General features: G+C 62.0%; 15 protein-coding genes and 1 tRNA gene. 8 read left to right on the top strand and 8 right to left on the bottom strand.

Annotation, left to right across the window (positions count from 1 at the left end; genetic code table 11):
- Positions 1-4: 4 nt before the first annotated feature.
- A complete protein-coding gene (gene arsS, locus IOD17_RS14145; RefSeq protein ID WP_233685805.1) occupies positions 5-964 on the bottom strand; it encodes an arsenosugar biosynthesis radical SAM (seleno)protein ArsS in 960 nt (319 codons plus the stop codon).
- 202 nt (positions 965-1,166) lie between these two features.
- On the opposite strand from arsS, the gene IOD17_RS14140 reads away from it, so the two are divergent.
- Both IOD17_RS14140 and IOD17_RS14135 read left to right on the top strand, forming a co-directional pair.
- A complete protein-coding gene (locus IOD17_RS14140) occupies positions 1,167-1,601 on the top strand; it encodes a BLUF domain-containing protein (protein ID WP_233685702.1) in 435 nt (144 codons plus the stop codon).
- Positions 1,602-1,685: 84 nt separating this feature from the next.
- The gene (locus IOD17_RS14135; RefSeq protein WP_233685701.1) at positions 1,686-4,577 is read left to right on the top strand and encodes an EAL domain-containing protein; all 2,892 of its coding nucleotides are present in this window, start codon (positions 1,686-1,688) and stop codon (positions 4,575-4,577) included.
- A gap of 37 nt (positions 4,578-4,614) precedes the next feature.
- Here IOD17_RS14135 and IOD17_RS14130 read toward each other — a convergent pair whose 3' ends face one another.
- From IOD17_RS14130 to IOD17_RS14120, 3 genes are all read right to left on the bottom strand, one after another.
- Positions 4,615-5,052, bottom strand: coding sequence for a hypothetical protein (locus tag IOD17_RS14130; protein WP_233685700.1), 438 nt, complete (start codon positions 5,050-5,052; stop codon positions 4,615-4,617).
- 265 nt (positions 5,053-5,317) lie between these two features.
- Positions 5,318-5,692, bottom strand: a complete 375-nt coding sequence (locus IOD17_RS14125; protein WP_233685699.1) for a hypothetical protein — start codon at positions 5,690-5,692, stop codon at positions 5,318-5,320.
- Positions 5,693-5,786: 94 nt separating this feature from the next.
- Positions 5,787-6,500, bottom strand: a complete 714-nt coding sequence (locus tag IOD17_RS14120) for a class I SAM-dependent methyltransferase (RefSeq protein WP_233685698.1) — start codon at positions 6,498-6,500, stop codon at positions 5,787-5,789.
- A gap of 100 nt (positions 6,501-6,600) precedes the next feature.
- Between IOD17_RS14120 and IOD17_RS14115 the strand changes: the two genes are divergently transcribed.
- Positions 6,601-7,485, top strand: a complete 885-nt coding sequence (locus IOD17_RS14115; RefSeq protein ID WP_233685697.1) for a LysR family transcriptional regulator — start codon at positions 6,601-6,603, stop codon at positions 7,483-7,485.
- Between the two features lie 15 nt (positions 7,486-7,500).
- On the opposite strand, the gene IOD17_RS14110 is transcribed toward IOD17_RS14115, so the two are convergent.
- From IOD17_RS14110 to gabD, 3 genes are all read right to left on the bottom strand, one after another.
- Positions 7,501-8,712: an HDOD domain-containing protein gene (locus IOD17_RS14110; protein WP_233685696.1), complete on the bottom strand. Its 1,212-nt coding sequence runs from the start codon at positions 8,710-8,712 to the stop codon at positions 7,501-7,503.
- A gap of 253 nt (positions 8,713-8,965) precedes the next feature.
- A complete protein-coding gene (gene gabT, locus IOD17_RS14105) occupies positions 8,966-10,246 on the bottom strand; it encodes a 4-aminobutyrate--2-oxoglutarate transaminase (RefSeq protein ID WP_160086448.1) in 1,281 nt (426 codons plus the stop codon).
- Positions 10,247-10,414: 168 nt separating this feature from the next.
- The gene (gabD, locus tag IOD17_RS14100; RefSeq protein ID WP_233685695.1) at positions 10,415-11,863 is read right to left on the bottom strand and encodes an NADP-dependent succinate-semialdehyde dehydrogenase; all 1,449 of its coding nucleotides are present in this window, start codon (positions 11,861-11,863) and stop codon (positions 10,415-10,417) included.
- Positions 11,864-12,200: 337 nt separating this feature from the next.
- Between gabD and IOD17_RS14095 the strand changes: the two genes are divergently transcribed.
- Together IOD17_RS14095 and IOD17_RS14090 are read left to right on the top strand one after the other, a co-directional pair.
- A tRNA-Arg gene (locus IOD17_RS14095) sits at positions 12,201-12,277 on the top strand.
- Positions 12,278-12,556: 279 nt separating this feature from the next.
- A complete protein-coding gene (locus IOD17_RS14090; protein WP_233685694.1) occupies positions 12,557-14,575 on the top strand; it encodes an RNA-binding domain-containing protein in 2,019 nt (672 codons plus the stop codon).
- A gap of 78 nt (positions 14,576-14,653) precedes the next feature.
- Here the strand turns inward: IOD17_RS14090 and norR are convergent, their stop codons facing one another.
- The gene (gene norR / locus IOD17_RS14085; protein ID WP_233685693.1) at positions 14,654-16,267 is read right to left on the bottom strand and encodes a nitric oxide reductase transcriptional regulator NorR; all 1,614 of its coding nucleotides are present in this window, start codon (positions 16,265-16,267) and stop codon (positions 14,654-14,656) included.
- Between the two features lie 176 nt (positions 16,268-16,443).
- Between norR and hmpA the strand changes: the two genes are divergently transcribed.
- From hmpA to IOD17_RS14070, 3 genes are read left to right on the top strand one after another with little or no spacing between them, the layout of a single operon-like run.
- Positions 16,444-17,625, top strand: coding sequence for an NO-inducible flavohemoprotein (hmpA, locus tag IOD17_RS14080; protein ID WP_233685692.1), 1,182 nt, complete (start codon positions 16,444-16,446; stop codon positions 17,623-17,625).
- 29 nt (positions 17,626-17,654) lie between these two features.
- Positions 17,655-17,909: a transmembrane sensor/regulator PpyR gene (locus IOD17_RS14075; protein ID WP_233685691.1), complete on the top strand. Its 255-nt coding sequence runs from the start codon at positions 17,655-17,657 to the stop codon at positions 17,907-17,909.
- Entirely contained in the window at positions 17,896-19,086 is a 1,191-nt protein-coding gene (locus tag IOD17_RS14070; protein WP_233685690.1) for an NnrS family protein, read from the top strand. The genes IOD17_RS14075 and IOD17_RS14070 overlap by 14 nt, the downstream gene beginning before the upstream one ends.
- Positions 19,087-19,091: the final 5 nt, after the last annotated feature.

Raw genomic sequence — 19,091 nt, 5'->3', positions numbered from 1 at the left:
ATCCTTAGGAGGTTAAAGAGCCGCCGCAGCTGGAACCCTGGCCAGCGGTGCAGGCGTAGCAATGATCGCGGGTCACGATGGAGTTGCCGGCCAGCGTTGCACCGAGCAGGTCGCGCAGGTGCGGACGGTCACGGCCGATCAGCTCAGGCAGCGGCAGATCGAGCATCTGGTTGAAATCGCAGTCGTACAGGTAGCCCTGCCAGTCGACGCTGACCAGGCTGCGGCACATCAAGGCTTCGAGGTTTTCCGGGCGGTAGCTGTCGCGCAGCAGCTGCATATAGCCGTTGAACTGGCCTTTGCTGACCAGGGTGCTGCCAAAGCGCGCAATCGGCTGGTTGGTGATGCACAGCAGGTGGTTGAAGACGATGCCGAAGTCCTCGACCAGGTGGCGTTTGTAATCGGCCTCCAGCGCCGCTTGCGGTGGCGGCAGGCTCGGGCCTTGCGGGTTGTACACCAGGTTGAGAATCAGACCGCTGCCCGGCTGGCCGTAGCCAAGGGCGTTGAGTTGTTGCAGGCCCTTGATGCTGGCGTCGAACACACCATCGCCGCGCTGCTTGTCGACGTTGTCGCGGGAGTAACAAGGCAGGGATGCACTGATTTCCACACCCTGGTCGGCGAGAAACTGCGCCAGGTCCTCATAGCCGGGTTCGCTCAAGATGGTCAGGTTGCAGCGGTCGATCACCCGCAGGCCTTCACGCCGGGCGTGGCTGACGATTTCGCGAAAACGCGGGTGCATTTCCGGCGCGCCGCCGGTGAGGTCGAGTGTGTGGACGGGGTGGGCATCAATCACCTGATGCAGCAGGGCCAGGCTTTCATCGGTCATGGCCTCGGTGCGGGTCGGCCCGGCATTCACATGGCAATGCAGGCAGCGCTGGTTGCAGCGGTAGGTCAGGTTGATCTGCAGCGCTTCCAGCTGGCCCCGGCGGATGGCCGGAAACGCCAGTTGGTCGAGCAGGGGCAGCATGGCGTGCACAGTGAACTCCTTATGCGGGCGCGTCTGGGGCGCGGCGTGCTGAGGTGCGTCAGCCCCGGTGTAGCCACTATAGAGAGTGGTCAGCGGTTTTTGTTACGCAAGCGGGTGGAAGAATCTGCTGCAATTAGTTATACAAATCTTATACAGATAATGCAGAATCGACCAATTACTAATCCGATCACAGGAGCTGACCATGCTTGTGCGCCTTACCTATGCCAGCCGTGCCAGCCACAGCGTGTCTGCCGAGCTGATCCGCGAGATTCTCGACAGCTCGCAGCGCAACAACCCCGCCAAGGGCCTCACCGGCATCCTCTGCTGCAATGCGGATATTTTTTTGCAGGCGCTGGAGGGGCCGCGTGCCGAGGTGAATGCCTTGTACAACCGCCTGGCGGATGACAGCCGGCACAAGGATCTGACCATTCTTGACTACGCCGAGATCAGCATGCGTCGCTACAGCAACTGGAGCATGGGCTGGGCCGGGGCCAAACAAGCCAATCGCGAGTTGTTCCTGAAATATTCGGCCAGCGACCGTTTTGATCCATTCAGCATGAGCGCCGAGCAGATTACCGGTCTGCTGCTGGAGCTGAGTGAGACCGTCAGCGCAATCAAATCGCCAGTTCTCAGCTAGAATTCCCGAGCGTCAACTCGCCAGGCCGGCGAGCTGTGTTCACCCTGAGCCTTGGCGCACCTCGCAGTTTATTGAGGCGCCAGGATGCTTCGTCGGTTCAACCTTCCCTTCTTGCTCGTGCTGCTCAGCCTGGTGCTGGGCAGCGGCGTTGTGCATGCGGCGCTGCCGATGATGACGCTGCAGGCCGAACAGCTGGTTCAGCCGGTCGACGTGCCGGCCAGCCTGGTACTGGAAGACCCCAGCGGCAACCTGACGGCCGGCGAAGTACAGCAGCTGATCGAGCAGCAGGGCCAACTGGTGCGTGGGGTGCCGCGCATAGGCTATTCGGCCAGTGCCTGGTGGGTGGCCTTCCGCCTCGATGCGCCGGTAGCCGAACGCCTGGATCTGATTATCGACCGGCCTTTTCTCGACGACATCGAGGTCTGGCTGTATGACCGGGAAAACCTCATCGCGCCCTTCTACAGCGGCGATCACCGACCCTTCCTGCAACGCGGCGAACCGACGCCGCATTTCATGCTCAGCCTGCCGCGCCTGGGTCAGGGCCCGCACACGTTATTACTGCGGGTGCAGAGTGGCTCGGCGATCAGCGTGCCGATGCAGCTGGTGGGCGCCGAGCAGAGCCCGCTGCTACTGGCCGAACACTGGATGCGCAGCGGCCTGCTGTTGGGTGCGTTGCTCAGCCTGACGCTGTTCTTCCTGGTCAAATTCAGCACCCTGCGTGAGTCGCAGCTGGTGTGGTTCTGCCTGACCGTAGCCAGCGTGGCGCTGTACAACGCCAGCCTGCACGGCATCACCAGCCTGCTGGGCCTGCAGTGGAACTGGCTGTCGGCCCAACTGGCCAACCTGGCCAACCCCGGCATGCTGATCTTCAGCAGCCTGTTTCTGGCCAGCGCCCTGAAGCTTGAGCTGGGCCGCGTGCGTCACCTGCGCAATGCATTGTTTGCCGCCACCTTGCTGGTGTGCGGCTGGACCATCGTCAGCTACGGCCACTACCGCTCCTACCAGACGCTGAACGTGCTGATCCTGCTCACCGGAGCGTTCCAGCTGTTGCTGCTGATCCTCGGCGTGCGCCAGCGCCGGCCGTATGCCATCGGTTACCTGCTGTGCTGGAGCTCGGCGCTGCTGCTGATGCTGCTGGTGCCGCTGGGGCGTAGCGGGGTGATTCCACTGCCGCCGGGCTTCAATTACATGCACGCCTACCTGCCGGTGCTGAGCATGCTGCTGTTTGGCGGCATCCTCGACAAACAGCTGGAGCAGATCCGCCGTGCCCTGCTGCAGAGCAAGGCCCAGGCGCTGGGTAATCTGGAGCAGTACCAGGCGCTGTTCAGCAGCAGCGGTGAGGGGATTTTCCGCTGCACCCGCAGCGGCACGCTGATCGAAGCCAACCCGAGCTTTGCCGCCCTGCTCGGCCTCGGCCAGGCCGCTCCGGCGTTGTCCATGCAGCAGTTGCTCGGGGCCGAGCAATGGGCGGCGCAGGTGGCGCAACTGCACAACGAACAACCGGCGATCAGCCAGGAATGCCAGATGCAGGGCCTCGACGGGCAGAGCCACTGGGTATACCTGTCACTGCACCTGCGTCCGACCCAGGACTGCATCGAAGGCATTGTGGTCGACCTCAGCGAGCGCCGTGCCCTGGAAGAACGCCTGCAATACCTGGCCGCGCATGACTCGCTGACCGGTCTGCTCAATCGCCGCGAGCTGGAGCGCCTGCTGCGTGAAAGCCTCAAGGGCGAAGGTACACGGCGTTTCAGTCACTTGCTGAGCCTGGACCTGGATCAGTTCAAGCAGGTCAACGACCTCTGCGGTCACTCGGCGGGCGACCAGCTGCTGCGTCAGCTGTCCAGCCACCTGCGTCACCACCTGCCCCGGCATGCCGAGCTGGCACGTATCGGTGGTGATGAATTTGCAGTGCTGCTGCGTGAGATCAACACCGACGTGGCGATGGAGCACGCGGAAACCCTGCGCCATTGCGTCGAGCAATTCGTCTTCAGCTGGCAGGGTCGACCGTTTCGTGTGCAGGTCAGTATCGGCCTGCTGGAACTCGGCAGCGGCGTCAGCGACTGGGAAACCGCGCTGAACTGGGCCGACAGCGCCAGTCAGCTGGCCAAGCACCTGGGGCGCAACCGCGTGCAGCAGTTCAATCCGGACGACGGTGTGCTGCTGGAGCATCAGCGTCAGCTGCAATGGATCACCCGCCTGCGCGAGGCCATCGACCTTGGTCATTTCGAGCTGTTCTATCAGCCGGTCATGGCCTTGCAGGGTAACGATGATGGCCTGCGTTATGAGGTGTTGCTGCGTTACCACGACCCGCACAGTGGCGAGTGGATCAGCCCCGGGCAGTTCCTCGGGGCGGCGGAGCGCTATGGTTTTCTCGGCGCCATCGACCGCTGGGTGGTGATGCGCCTGCTGCAATGGCTGGCGGACAACCCACGGCATGTGCAGCAACTGGCTCAGGTCAACTTCAACCTCACCGCCAGTTCGCTGCTCAATGCGCATTTCCATGAAATGCTCCACGGCGAACTGCTGCGGCACAACCTGCCAGCGCACAAGCTGTGCATCGAAGTGACCGAGATGGTCGCACTGGGCGAGCTGGGCGTGTCTGCGCAGTGGATCAAGCAGTTGCGCAGCCTGGGCCTGAAAGTGGCGCTAGATGACTTCGGCAGCGGCTTTGCCTCCTACGCCTACCTGCGCCATCTGCCGCTGGATATCGTCAAGATCGACGGCAGTTTTATTCGCGGTATCGAGAGTGACCCGATCAACCAGGCCATGGTCGGCTCGATGCAGCAGATCGCCAGCCAGCTGGGCCTGAGCACCGTGGCCGAGTTTGTCGAAAGCCCGCAGACGCTTGAGTGCGTACGCAAGCTGGGCCTCGACTATGCCCAGGGCTACTGCATCGGCCATCCACAACCGCTGACCCAGCTCAGCGACAGCGCTCAGGGCGACGTGCAGATGCAGTTGGTGCTCGAGCGTCGCTGACAGCATTCACCTTGCAGCGATGCCGGCCACACCAATGCTACTGGCGAGCAGGTTGCTGACCGTCGCACCTGAAAATGATCATCTCCGAGCGCGTGCAGCTGGTGCCCACGGCGGTGCTTACGGCATCGAGCATCGGTACCGCGCGGACAATGGTGTATTGGCCTGCACCACAAATCCCGGCAACGGTTTGCAGGGCGTCGCTTCTGGCGGAGCCACTCAGGGCGCCGGCGTTGCAATAGGAGACATGGCCTGTGGGTTTGGCCGTTTTACCCGCCTGGCTAAAGTATTCCGGCAACTCGGATGGCGTCAGCATCGTGGCAATAGCGCCGTCTGCGGTCATCCCCGCCTGTTCAGCCGGTGTGTACAGGTGGACATTCTGGCTGCTGGCGCAGCCGGCAAGGGCGAAGGTTGCCAGTGCAACAGCAAGGCTTTGTCGTGTCATGTTTCTGTCCTGTTCATTGATGGCTGGAGCCATGCTGGAAAGTGGCTTTCAAGTGAGCCGCGCGGGATTACCTGCACGGATAAACCGTCTTCCTGTTGCTGAGTTGGATTGCGCATTGCTGCCGTTGTTGAGTAGCTGCTGTGGTATCGGCCCACCAAGGGCCTTAAGCGGTTTACCGGCGCTGGATGAACTGACGCGCTGCTGGTCCCGTATGTCTTCCAGCGCTGCAGTCAGGCCAGGCACCGGCAAGCGTGATCGCGCCATTCCCGGCCATGCCTGACCGGGAAGTCCTGTGCACTCAGCAGCGGCCGGCCGCCTGCAGCAAGGCATTGCAAGAGCTGCCGGAACTGTTGCCGCGTTGCCCGCTAGCGGCTGGCGTACCGGCCATGGCCGTGCAGATAGCGTCTGAGTGCGGCGTCATGCCAAAGCTCATGGCCTTCTGGAAGCCGGTGGCCGAGTACATGTAGCAGCGGTAGGTGCCGCCGTCTCGGGTGTTGACGTTGTAGTTGATGCGTCCGCCGGTTTCCTCGGTGCGCTCGGTGATGCTGAATTGCCCGACGGGGTGGCCGATGGCCTGGGAGGTGCGTTGTTCCAGACCACTCTGGTTGATGGTGGCGGCGCAGCCGGATAGCAGCAGTGCAGCAGTCAGGGCGGTGATTGAGCGAAGGTACATGGCAAGCTCCAGTTTTTTATGGGTGCAACAGAGGGACGGACCAGCAGGTCCGGGCGGTGAAAGTCGTCAGTTAGGGCGAGCTAGGCGGCGTTGATCAGGCCGCTAACGGTGGGGCATCGGGCTTGCGCGCCACGATAAACACCCGCCAGTCTTTGCGCTTGCTGCCATGGCGCTCGACGGCCAGGATTTGCAGGCCTTGCGCGGTCATGGCCGCCTGCAACTGGTGGGCGTCAAAACACAGCACCGGCGGCGCTTTGCCGATGGCGCGCAGCAGCGGCAGGGCCAGCTTGGGGATCAGCGGATTCATCTCATTCAGGCAGGGTGTTTTCGAGATCAGCAAGCCGCCTGGCTTCAAGGCACTGATGGCTGCACTCAGCGTCTGTGGCAGGTCTGTCACCAGGTGCAGCAGGTTGAACGCCAGCACGGCATCGTAGGTGCCCTGCTCGGCCACGGGGGCTTCGGCGTCGGCCAGCTGGAATTCCAGCTGAGCTATGGGCTGGCGGGCGAGCTTCTCGCCGGCGATGGCAATCATCTGTTCGGCGACATCGGTGGCTACCAGCCGCCGCGTGGCAGGCGCCAGACGCAGGGCGGTAGTGCCCGTGCCACAGCCGATTTCCAGCACCTCATGCTCGGTAGACAGCAAGGCTTGCACGCGCTGCAGCGTCCGCTCGTAACCGGCCAGATCGGCAATCGGATCCTTGGCGTATTGACCGGCAATACGGTTCCAGAAGCGCGCCTTGTCGGCGATGGCTGCCGGTGTTGCAGTGTCAGCGCGGTGGTTGCTGGCAGCGGTGATCGGTGAGTGCATGGGGCGCGTCCTGTGCATGGAGGTAAGGCGAAAGCCAACACAGTGCGGATGCTATCCTTGCGCATCATCACGGGGTATTGCGATAAATTGCAGACAACATATGCATTTACGTATGGATAAGGTCGACTGGAACCAGTTGCGCGCCTTTCTCGAGACGGCAGAAACCGGCTCGCTGTCAGCGGCCGCGCGTAAGCTCGGGCAGTCGCAACCCACCCTCAGTCGTCAGGTCGCCGCCCTGGAGTTGGCGCTGGGCGTGACGCTGTTTGAGCGGGTTGGCAAAACCATGGCGCTGACCAGCACCGGGCAGGAGCTGTTGGGCCATGCTCGGGTGATGGGCGCGGCGGCGCATGAACTGGGCCTGGCCGCGACCGGGCGCTCGGAAGCGGTGACGGGGGTGGTGTCGGTGGCCACCAGCGATGCCGTGGCGGCGTACCTGATGCCGAAGATCCTTCTGCAGATCCGCCAGGCGGCCCCCGGTATTCAGGTCGAGGTGGTGGCTTCGGACGGTGTCAGCGACTTGCTGCGCCGCGAGGCCGACATCGCCATCCGCCATTTGCGCCCCGAGCAACCGGAGCTGATCGGCCGTTTGGTGCGGCACAGCTCCGCCTGCTTCTACGCGTCCGCAAGCTGGGTGCGCGAGCATGGCCTGCCGCGTACCGCAGAAGAGGCGGTAAAACACGATTTTATCGGCCTCGATCGCGCCGGTCATTACCTGCAGCACATGCGTTCCAAAGGCCTGCAGCTGAGCAGCGAGAACTTTCGCAGCTATGCCGACAACTCCGTGACCTACTGGGAAATGGTCCGCCAGGGCCTGGGCATTGGCGCCATCATGGAAGAAATCGCGCGGGAAACCCCAGGCATGGTGCGCGTGCTGGAGGACGTTGAGCCCTTTCAACTGCCGATCTGGCTGGTCACCCACCGCGAGCTACGCACGGCTCGGCGCATTCGTATCGTCTTTGATCTGCTGGCCGAGATCCTGGCCTGAGCCGGGCGGCAGGTGTCAGGCAGCTGCGGCCAGCGGGATGCGCTCCAGCAGGTTGAGGTCCAGGCGCAGCATGCGCACACAGCGCTCATCACGCAGCTCTTTCGGCGACTGGTTACTGCGCAGGCGCAGGATCATGCACACCAGATTGAGCACCAGTGCTTCGCGGCTAAACACGCCGCTGCCCAGGTTGTAGAACGCCGCGATCAGCTCGCGCAGGCCAAATGGCAGGCGCCAGCGAATGCGCAGTGCCGAACCAAAGCTGGCGGCGCGTTGCTGGAAACTCTGCTGAATATCCTCGTCGCGCAGGGTGCCGCCAGCGTCCTGCCAATCCTGCAGGCTGCGCAGCAAGGCCAGTTCACCAATGTTGTGCAGCAGGCCGGCGGTGAAGCACAGCTCAGCGTCCAGTTGCAGCTCACTGGCCAGCCAGTGCGCCAGCTCGGCGCTGCGCTGGGCGTTGTCCCAGGCACTGCTGGCCAGCTCGGCCAGGCGTGGGTCGCTAAGTCGTGCATTGCGCTGCACGGCCATGCCCAATACCAGATTGAGCGTGCGCGCCAGGCCCAGGCGCGGCAGGGCCTGGTTGAGCGTCTGGCAGGGCATGCCCTGGTGCTGTGCGGCGCTGTTGGCTGCAGCAATCAGGCGGGCGGTAATCTGTGGGTCACGGGCAAATACGTCTTCCAGCTCGCGCAGGTCGGTGTCGTCACCGTTCAGGCACTGGCTGACGGAATCCCTGACTGACTCCAGCAGCGGTGCGCCCTGACCCTCTTCGCGCACGGCATTGAGGTAATCATCCAGGCTGTTGACCAGTAGCGGTGTACTGGCTTCCGGGGTCGAATTCGACGGATTGCCGAGGATGCCGAGCAGACGCTGACGCAGCTGTTCGGCATTGAAGGGTTTGGCCAGGTAGGCGGTGGGTGCCAGCGGCCGCGCGGCGCGCACGCTGTTGGCGTCCAGGCGACCGCTGATCAGGATAAACGGCAGGGCCGGCGTACGCGGGTGGCGGCGCAGCTGACGCAGCAGTTCCAGGCCATCAATGCCGGGCAGGTCGCCATCGGCGATCACCAGGCTAGGCAGGCGGCGTTTGCACTTGGCCAATGCGGCTTCGCCATCGGTAACCTGCAGGATGCGCGCATCCGGCCGCACATCGCGTACCAGTTGCACGAGCAGGTCAGCAGTCCAGGGTTCTGCTTCGGCGATCAGAATCTCCGGAGCCTTGGCCGGGACAGTCATGGAAACCTCAGGAAAAAACGTAGTAGCAAAATAATGGCGTCATCGTGATGACGGCGCGCAGTCTACCCAGCAACCCGTGAATAACCAGCGCAGCCCGACGAACTGTTGAGCATTTCGTCAGGTTTTGCATCATAGCTGAATGTGCCGTGCTAGAGCGGCTTGTTTGTCCTACAAAGGGCCTTTGCAAGGGGTTTTGGCAAGATAGCGTGCAATAAAAAACCCGCCGAAGCGGGTTTTTTATTGCAGCGGTCTATCAGGCCAGTTCGTCGAAGCATTCGGCGACGATGGCGAGGCCTTTTTCCAGTTGCGCGTCAGGGATGGTGACGGGCATCAGGAAGCGGATCACGTTGTAGTAGGTGCCGCACGACAGCAGGATCAGGCCTTTCTCGCGGGCGCGGGCGACGATCTTGCCGACCAGGGCAGCTGCCGGCGTGCGCTTCTCGTCGGTCTCGAACAGTTCGATGGCAATCATCGAGCCCAGGCCGCGTACGTCGCCAATCACCTTGTGCTTGGCCTGGATCGCGCGCAGACCAGCCTTGACCTTCTCGCCCAGGGCTTGCGAGCGCTCCAGCAGTTTCTCTTCGTCGAATACCTTGAGTACGGCCAGGGCTGCCGCGCAGGCAATCGGGCTACCGGCATAGGTGCCGCCCAGGCCGCCAGGGGCGATCACGTCCATGATTTCGGCTTTGCCGCACACGCCGGAGATCGGGAAGCCGCCGCCAACGGATTTGGCGAAAGTGGTCAGGTCCGGCACCACGCCCAGTTGCTCGGTGGCGAAGAAGGTGCCGGTACGGCCTGCGCCGGTTTGCACTTCGTCAGCGATCAGCAGGATGCCGTGCTCGTCGCACAGGGCACGCAGGCGCTGCATAAAGGCCGGGGAGTTAGTGTAGAAACCGCCTTCACCCTGCACCGGCTCGATGATGATCGCGGCGATGTCCTGCGGCTGCGCATCGTTCTTGAAAATGCGCTCGATGCTGGCGATGGACTCGTCCTCGCTCACGCCATGCAGTTCGCACGGCGACTGGGCGCGGTACACGCCGGCCGGCATCAGGCCCATGCCGGCGGAGTACGGTACAACCTTGCCGGTCAGGCTCAGGGTCATCATGGTGCGGCCGTGATAGGCCCCGGTGAAGGCGATCACGCCGGCACGGCCAGTGGCGGCGCGGGCAATCTTCACGGCGTTTTCGACGGCTTCGGAGCCGGAGGTAACCAGCAGGGTCTTCTTGGCAAAGTTGCCCGGTACGCGCTTGGCGATTTCTTCGCACAGCTCGACGTAGGGCTCATAGGCCAGCACCTGGAAGCAGGTGTGCGACAGCTTGGTCAGCTGCTCTTGCACCGCCGCAACCACTTTCGGGTGCAGGTGGCCGGTGTTCAGCACGGCGATGCCGCCGGCGAAGTCGATGTACTCGCGGCCTTCGACGTCCCACACGCTGGCGTTTTCCGCGCGCTCGGCAAAAATCGGGTGGATCTGGCCCACGCCGCGCGGAACGGCAGCGGTGCGGCGTTGCATCAGGGATTCGTTGGTCTTGCTCATGATGTCCTCATTCGCCGGTCAATCTCGGCGTGGTTCAAGGATGTGTCACCGGTGCGACTTGGCAGTATTCGATGATCGACTGCCGCAGTACGCCCGGGCACAGCTATGTCCATATAAACGCAGAAGGCGCAGCGCTCTCGTGCGCCTCTGCGGGGTTACTTCGCCGGGTTAGATGCCCAGGCAGAGGTATTTGATTTCCAGGTAATCCTCAATGCCGTACTTCGAGCCTTCACGGCCGAGGCCCGAGGCTTTCACGCCGCCGAACGGCGCGACTTCATTGGAGATCAACCCGGTGTTGACGCCGACCATACCGTATTCCAGGGCTTCCGCCACACGGAACACGCGACCCAGGTCACGGGCATAGAAATACGAGGCCAGGCCGAACTCGGTGTCGTTGGACATGGCGATCACTTCGGCCTCGTCCTTGAAGCGGAACAGCGGCGCCAGCGGGCCGAAAGTTTCTTCCTTGGCCACCGCGGCGGTTTTCGGTACGTCGACCAGAATGGTCGGCTCGAAGAAGCTGCCACCCAGGGCGTGCGGCTTGCCGCCGGCGAGCAGGCGCGCGCCTTTGCTCACGGCGTCCTCGATGTGTTCCTGAACCTTGGCCATGGCCTTTTCGTCGATCAGCGGACCAGTGGTGGTGCCTTCATCCAGGCCATTACCGATCTGCAGTTTGGCCACGGCGGCGGCCAGCTTCTCGGCGAAGGCGTCGTATACGCCGTCCTGAATGTACAGGCGGTTGGCGCACACGCAGGTCTGGCCGTTGTTGCGGTATTTGGAGATCAGCGCGCCTTCGACGGCCTTATCCAGGTCGGCATCGTCGAACACGATAAACGGCGCGTTGCCACCCAGTTCCAGCGAGACTTTCTTGATGTCCTTGGCGCACTCGGCCATCAGCTGGCGACCAATTTCGGTCGAGCCGGTGAAGCTCAGCTTGCGCACGATCGGGTTACTGGTCAGCTCGCCGCCGACTTCGCCGGCACTGCCGGTGACCACGCTCAATACGCCTTTCGGGATGCCGGCGCGGTGCGCCAGTTCAACCAGGGCCAGGGCGGAGAACGGCGTCTGCGAAGCCGGCTTGATCACCATGGTGCAACCGGCGGCCAGGGCTGGGCCGGCTTTACGGGTGATCATCGCCGCCGGGAAGTTCCACGGGGTAATGGCGGCAGTGACGCCGATTGGCTGTTTAATGACGATCAGGCGCTTGTCCGGCTGGTGCCCTGGGATCACATCGCCATACACGCGCTTGGCTTCTTCGGCGAACCACTCGATAAAGGACGCTGCATAGGCGATCTCGCCCTTGGCTTCGGCCAGCGGCTTGCCCTGTTCCAGGGTCATCAGGCGGCCGAGGTCGTCCTGGTTCTCCATCAACAGCTCGAACCAGCGGCGCAGCTTGCCCGCACGCTCCTTGGCAGTCAGCGCGCGCCAGGCCGGCAAGGCACGGTCGGCAGCTTCGATGGCACGACGGGTCTCCGCAGCGCCCATCTTCGGCACGCTACCAATGATCTCGCCGGTGGCCGGGTTGTTGACCTTGATGGTCTGGCCGTTGTCGGCGTCCAGCCAGGTACCGTCGATATAAGCCTGCTGACGGAACAGCTGGGTGTCTTTCAGTTGCATGGCAGTCTCCTAAATTCCGACACCCTGGCATCGGTACGTGTCATCGAATGCACCGCACGGCGGCACACCTGGGCTTTATCCGTTGGCTCAGGCTGCAAATCAGCGGTGGAAGTACGAGCCGCATAGGATTTTCAGCAAGAGCGTTTGAAATCTCAAACGAATCCTAGGGTCAAGAGGGGTAAAGGGCAAGAGCCTGTTCGAAAAAATTAACGCAATAATGCGTTTATTCAAGGCTTTTATAGGCATAGACAGCTGCAGGGATGATTGCGTGCAGAATCGCGAACAAGGCAGCGGCATGGACGCCCGCCAGCGACATGCGTATGATTGCGCCCGCGCTGCACCAGTAGCTCAGCTGGATAGAGTACTGCCCTCCGAAGGCAGGGGTCGTGGGTTCGAATCCCGCCTGGTGCGCCACATACTGGTTTCCATATGCACTGGAAACACCCTGAAAGCCCGCCTAGTGCGGGCTTTCTTGTTTTGTCTGTCTACTTCTATTCAAGTATGCCCGTTTGTATGCCAACGGAACTTTGAAAAAGTGTGGCGCCTCTCGAGATAAAGCATCAACGCCAATCTTTCGTCTCGATGAAAATTACAGCTGAGGCTGCAGGGGCAACCTGCGCGAAATACATTCGGCCAGGTTGAAGAGTTTATGCTCTGTTAGCCGCAGTCCTTTTAAGCAGGAATACTTCAGCAATGATCGACCTCCACTCCCCCTCCGACCTTGAACTCTTGCGTGAATCCATCGATCTCGAATGCAAGCTCGCGGCGGGGCGTGACGGTCAGGGTGCATTGCCGGAGGATTTCTGGCTGACCTATAGCGCTTTTGCCAATACCCAGGGCGGCGTGGTGTTACTCGGGGTGCGGGAGAAGAAAGGTCAGTTCCAGGTAGAAGGCATCGTCAACCCAGCCAAAGTGCGAAAGGAGCTGTTCGACAATCTCAATAACCGCAAGCAGGTTAGTGCCAACCTGCTGAGCGATGGCAACGTGCGCGAGGTCGAACTGGGCGGCCGCACTCTGCTGTTGGTGGATGTGCCTCGCGCCAATCGTAAACAGCGCCCGGTGTATCTGACGACCAATCCCTTCGGCCATACCTATCGCCGACTGAATGACGGTGACCGCCATGTATCCGATGAAGATGTAAAGCGGATGCTTGCCGAACAGGTGGAAGACAGTCGTGATGACCGTATTCTCAAGGGTTACCATCTTGACGACCTGTGTGGCGAGACCCTGCGTGCCTACCGTCAGGTATTTGCCAACCGTGATCCTGTGCATCCGTGGAACACGCTGGAGGATCAGGAGTTCTTGCGTCAGATTGGCGGCTGGCGTCGTGATCGTGAGAACGATACTGCAGGCCTTACTCTGGCGGGGTTGCTGATGTTCGGTTGGATGAGCACTATCCAGGAGGCGTTGCCCAACTACATGCTCGACTATCAGGAGCGACCGGAAGCACGTACCGAATTGCGTTGGGTGGATCGCGTCACCTTGGACGGCAAATGGTCGGGCAATCTGTTCGACTTCTACCGCAAGGTCTACCTCAAGCTCACGGCTGATCTGAAGGTGCCATTCAAGCTTGAGAAAGGCGAGCGTCAGGACGAGACGCCGGTACATGTAGCACTGCGCGAGGCGCTGGCCAATGTGCTGGTGCATGCGGACTATTCTGATCGCGCCTCGGTGCTGGTTGTCAAACGTCCGGACATGTTCGGGTTTCGTAATCCAGGGTTAATGCGCGTGCCACCTGAGGTGGCTATTCGCGGTGGTGAGCATGACTGCCGCAATCGCACACTGCACAAGATGTTCCGCTTCGTTGGTGTGGGTGAGCAGGCAGGTTCGGGGATTCCGAAAATTTATGCGGGCTGGAAAGACCGGCACTGGCGCACTCCTGCACTGTTCGAGCGTGCTGAGCCTTACAACCAGACATTGCTCGAGCTGCGTATGGTCGATCTGTTGCCGGCAGAAGTGCTCGCCGCTCTTCGATTGCAGTTCGGTATGGCCTTCGATCAGCTGTCCCACGATGAGCGTCTGACACTGGCAGCCGCTGCTTCCGAGCGGACCGTCAGCCATGCACGAATAATGGAAATGACAGGCATACAGTCGCTTGAGGCGTCCCGATTGCTGCAAGGGTTGGTGCGAACGGGGTTTCTGGAAAGCCACAATCCCGGTCGTGGTGCCGTTTATTGTTTGCCTGGTGCAGGTTTACCAACGCCGGAAGATGTGTTTGGCGGTGGCTCCGAATATCTGTCGGAGAGCTCCGAATATTTGACCGACAGCTCCGGACATTTGCTAGTTAGCTCCGGACATTTGGCCGGAAGCTCCGGACATTTGCTGGTCAGCTCCGGACATTTGCCAGAGAGCGGTGACAAAAGCTGTCAGCGCGATAGCCAGGGCCGCAGGCTTACAGAAAAATTGGATGCGCCTCTGATCGATGATCTTGCGCTGTTGAATGAGGACTTTCGTAGAGCCCTTGTCGAGAGTGCCTTGTTGGCTCGGGCTTATCGCAAGCTGGATGCCGATGAAATGCAGCGCGCGATCGTTGATGTCTGTCATGGTCATTACATAACTGGAACCTGTCTGGCCGAGTTGTTGAGCCGCAATGCTGACTCCCTGCGCAAACAGCACTTAAAGCAGTTGGTTCAAACCGGCCGTTTGCAACTGGCCTTCCCCACAACGCCCACGCATCAGATGCAGGCCTACAGAACAACGGAAAGTGAATAAGTCAGCAGTAAGCGATTTCTAGTTTTTGCTGTCGCACTCAATGCTCTTTCTGCACTGGCTGTAAGGGCTGGGAGTTGATCAAGTCGCCGTTGTATCGCGAGCACCATGGTCAGAGCCAAGACTTATTAACTCGGACGGTTTTTCCAAACCCAAGCGCTTGGCCAGGCGGATCAGGTTGGCGCGGTCGATGCCCAGCTCGCGGGCGGCGGCGGCCCATTTGTGTTGGTGGCGGTCGAGTGTCTGGCTGATCAGCTGTTTCTGGTAGGCGTCGACGGCTTCGCGCAGGGGCAGGGTGTTGGCCTGTATGACCGGGTTGCTTGTCGCAGGCTGCGGCTCGGCGGCTTGCTGCTGCGGGAGGTCGAAGTGGGGGCTGTCGATGCTGAGGATGCGCGGGCGTTCGCTGCAACTGGCCAGTGCCTTGAGTGCAGCGCGACCGATCAGGTGTTCGAGTTCACGCACATTACCCGGCCAGTTGTACGCCAGCAGGCTGGCCTGGGCGTCGCTGGTCAGGCGCAGGCTGCGCAGCCCCAGGCGTGCGCGGTTTTCTTCGAGAAAGTAGCCGGCCAGCAGCAATATATCGCGGCCGCGCTCGCGCAGGGCCGGGACTTTCAGGGGATAAACGCTAAGGCGATGGTAGAGGTCGGCGCGAAAGCGTCCAGCGCGCACTTCCTCAGCCAGGTCGCGGTTGCTGGCGGCCAGCACGCGCACGTTGACCCGCTGTTCCTGATCGGCGCCCACCCGTTGCAGCTGGCCGCTTTGCAGCACGCGCAGCAGCTTGGCTTGCGCGGGCAGCGGTAGTTCGCCGATTTCATCGAGAAACAGGCTGCCGCCGTCGGCCAGTTCGAACTTGCCACGGCGCTCGTTGTGCGCGCCAGTAAAGGCCCCGCGTACATGGCCGAACAATTCGCTTTCCACCAGGCTGTCGGGCAGTGCTGCGCAGTTGAGGCTGATCAGTGGTTTGGCCGCGCGTGGCGAGGCGGCGTGCAGGGCTTCGGCGACCAGCTCCTTGCCAACCCCGGTTTCACCGCTGATCAGCACGCTCAGCTCGCTGTTGCCGACCAGCGCAATCTCAGCTGCCAGGCGCTTGTGCACGGCGCTCTGGCCGATCAGTTCACGCGGGCGTTGCTGGCCGGCGGCCTGTTTGTAAGCCTCGGCCAACTGGTGCTGATCTTCGGCGTGTTGCAACAGCGCATTGATCCGTTCATTGGCCATCACGGTGGCGGCGGCCAGGCTGGCAAAGGCGTGCAGGTTGTCCAGATCAACCCGGCCGAAGCTCGCTGGATCAAGCGAGTCGAGGGTCAGCAGACCCCAAGGCTGGTCCTGCACATACAGCGGGCAGCCGAGGCAGTCATGCACGGGCAGGTGGCCGCGATGGCCGTCGACCAGGCCGTCATAGGGGTCGGGCATGTCGCAATCGGTGGCAAAGCGGATCGGCCCACGTTGCGCCAATAACGCCCGCAGGCGCGGCTGTTCGTCGAGCTTGAAGCGCCGGCCGAGGGTGTCGGCGCTCAGCCCTTCGACGGCCAGCGGAATCAGCACGTCGCCGTCGAGTTTAAGCAGCGCCACGGCGTCGCACGGCAGCAGCTGCCGCAGTGCCTGCAGCAGGCGGCGATAGCGTTCGGCCTCCGGCAGTTCGCGGGACAGGTCGGCGACCAGGGGGATCAGCGCGGTAAGCAGCGGGTTTGCAGTCATAAGGACACGTTAGCTGTCATTAAGACTCGAAATTCTTGCTGTCATAAAGACACAAGAATTAATAAGTCTTTGATTTATATAAATAAAATAATTGGCATGTTTCCTGTAGTAGTCAGGGTGATATGAACCAGACCGCTGCGCAAGTACAGCGTGTCGCCCCGACGAGGAAGCCTTGCATGTTGACCCCCGCCCAAACCGCTCTGATCAAAGCCACCGTGCCGCTGCTGGAAAGCGGCGGCGAGGCCCTGACCCGACACTTCTACCAGATGATGCTCAGCGAGTACCCCGAGGTGCGCGCGCTGTTCAACCAGGCGCACCAGGCCAGTGGTGGCCAGCAACGTGCGCTGGCCAATGCGGTGCTGATGTATGCCCGGCATATCGACCGGCTTGAGGCGTTGGGGCCTCTAGTAGGACAGATCGTCAATAAGCATGTGTCGCTGCAGATCTTGCCCGAGCATTACCCGATTGTTGGCAGCTGCCTGCTACGAGCGATTCGTGAAGTGCTGGGTGAGGAGATCGCCACCGATGCGGTGATCGAGGCCTGGGCGGTGGCCTACGGGCAGTTGGCGGACATCCTTATTGGTGCCGAAGAGGCGGCCTACAGCGCCAACGCCAATGCCGAGGGTGGCTGGCGCGGGGCGCGCAGTTTCCGTTTGAGCCGCAAGGTGCAGGAGAGCGAAGAAATCGTTTCGCTGTACCTGGCCCCAGCCGATGGCGGTGCGCTGGCCGCCTTCCAGCCTGGCCAATATATCGGCATGCGCCTGCTGCTGGACGGTGGCGAGCAGCGCCGCAACTACTCGCTGTCGGCCCTGGGCAATGGCCGCGAGTACCGCATCAGCGTCAAGCGTGAGGTGGGCGGCAAGGTGTCCAATTACCTGCATGACCGGTTGCAGGTTGGCGATAGCCTGGAGCTGTTCGCTCCGGCCGGGGATTTTGTCCTGCGTGACTCAAACAAGCCGTTGGTGCTGATCAGCGCGGGCGTTGGCATCACCCCGGCCCTGAGCATGCTTGAAGCCGCGCGGGACAGTGGCCGCGAGATCCACTTTATCCACTGCGCGCGGCATGCCGGGGTGCATGCCTTCCGCGACTGGGTTGAGGCGCAGCGCAGCGAGCGTCCGCAACTGCGCCATTACGTGTGCTACAGCGAACCGCGTGCGGGCGATGAGGCGGATGGCGAGGGCTTTCTCAGCCTGGAGCAGCTTGATCAATGGTTGCCCGAGCAGCGTGATCTGGATGCCTACTTCCTGGGCCCCAAGCCGTTTATGGCGCAGGTCAAACGGCATCTGCACAGCCTCGGTGTACCGGCGGCGCAGAGTCATTACGAGTTCTTCGGTCCGGCCAGCGCGCTGGATAGCTAAACAGGGGCTTAGCAGCCTGGGAGGTGATTATGTTGGCGTATCTGTCCTGCCCCTTGCGGGCGCTGCAACTGGCCAATCGCATGTTGCTGGTTGGCGTGCTGCTGTTGCTCGGCGGTCTGCTTGGGGCTTACGGCCTGGAGGCGCAGTTAAGCATGGGCAGTCTGGTGATGGCGCATTCGTTGACCATCATCGGCCCCGGTCTGCTCAAGCTTGGTTATGTGCTGCGCCTGGCCGCGCAGCAGCATCTGCGTAAACAACAGGAGCCTTGCTGTGTTACTGCGTGATAGGCAGCGTGAGTTGAGCATTGCGCCGCTGTGGCGGCTGGGGTTTCGTCCGTTTTTTCTCGGCGGCGCGTTGTTTGCCGTGTTGGCGATTGGCCTGTGGGCGGCGGTGCTGTTGGGTTATCTGCCTGGTTGGCAGCCTGTGGGCGGCAGCCTGGCCTGGCACCGACATGAGCTGCCGTTCGGTTTTGCCGGGGCGATCATTGCCGGCTTTCTGCTGACCGCCGTGCAGAACTGGACGGGCCGGCCGGGGCTGAGTGGTTGGCCGCTGGCGGGGTTGTTCGCGCTCTGGCTGCTGGCGCGGCTGGCCTGGCTGGTTGGGGTGCCATTGCCTGTGCTGCTGGCCTTGCAACTGCCGTTGTTGCCGCTGCTGGCACTGGTGCTTGGGCGACAGTTGTGGGTCGTGCGGCAATGGCGTAATTACCCGTTGGTGGTTGTGGTGCTGCTGATGGCGGCCTGTGAGTGGTTGCTGCTGTATGGCCTGTGGCGTGGCGATGATGAATTACAGCGGCGCGGCGCATTGGCCGGTTTGTGGCTGATCGCGGCGCTGGTGAGCATTATCGGCGGGCGGGTGATTCCGTTTTTTACTCAACGCGGTCTCAACCAGATTGCGCCTGCTACCCCAAGACCCCGGCTGGATGTGCTGGTGCTCGTGCTGTCTCTGAGCCTGGCGCTGCTGTTTGCCAGTGGCCTGGCCTTGCAGCCATCGATATGGATGTTGCCGCTGTTGCTGGCCCTGGCTGCGCTGCACGGTTTGCGTCTGTGGCACTGGTACAACGTCGGGATCTGGCGTGTGCCGCTGCTCTGGTCATTGCATCTGGCCTACGCCTGGCTGCCGCTGGCGCTGCTGACTCTGGCGGCCTGGCATGCAGGCTGGCTGAGCAACGCCAGCCTGGCCTACCACGCGCTGGCGCTGGGTACGGTCGGCGGGGCGATTCTGGCGATGCTCGCGCGGGTCAGCCTGGGCCATACCGGGCGGCCATTGCAGCCACCTGCGGTGATGGGCTGGGCGTTTGCCTGCCTGCAACTGGCCGTTGTGGCGCGGGTGCTGCTGGTGCCGTTTGCCCCGGCCAGCGGGCTGGGTTTGTCCAGCCTGTTGTGGATCGCGGCCTTTGCCCTGTTCGTGCGCCACTACGCGGTGATGTTCTGCACAGCGCGGGTGGATGGGCAGCCGGGTTAGCGCGT

This window comes from Pseudomonas anguilliseptica, assembly GCF_021375795.1.
In the GTDB taxonomy this organism is placed as follows: domain Bacteria; phylum Pseudomonadota; class Gammaproteobacteria; order Pseudomonadales; family Pseudomonadaceae; genus Aquipseudomonas; species Aquipseudomonas anguilliseptica_A.
Note: the sequence above shows the minus strand (reverse complement) of the source record. Positions and strands in the feature narration are given on the sequence as shown.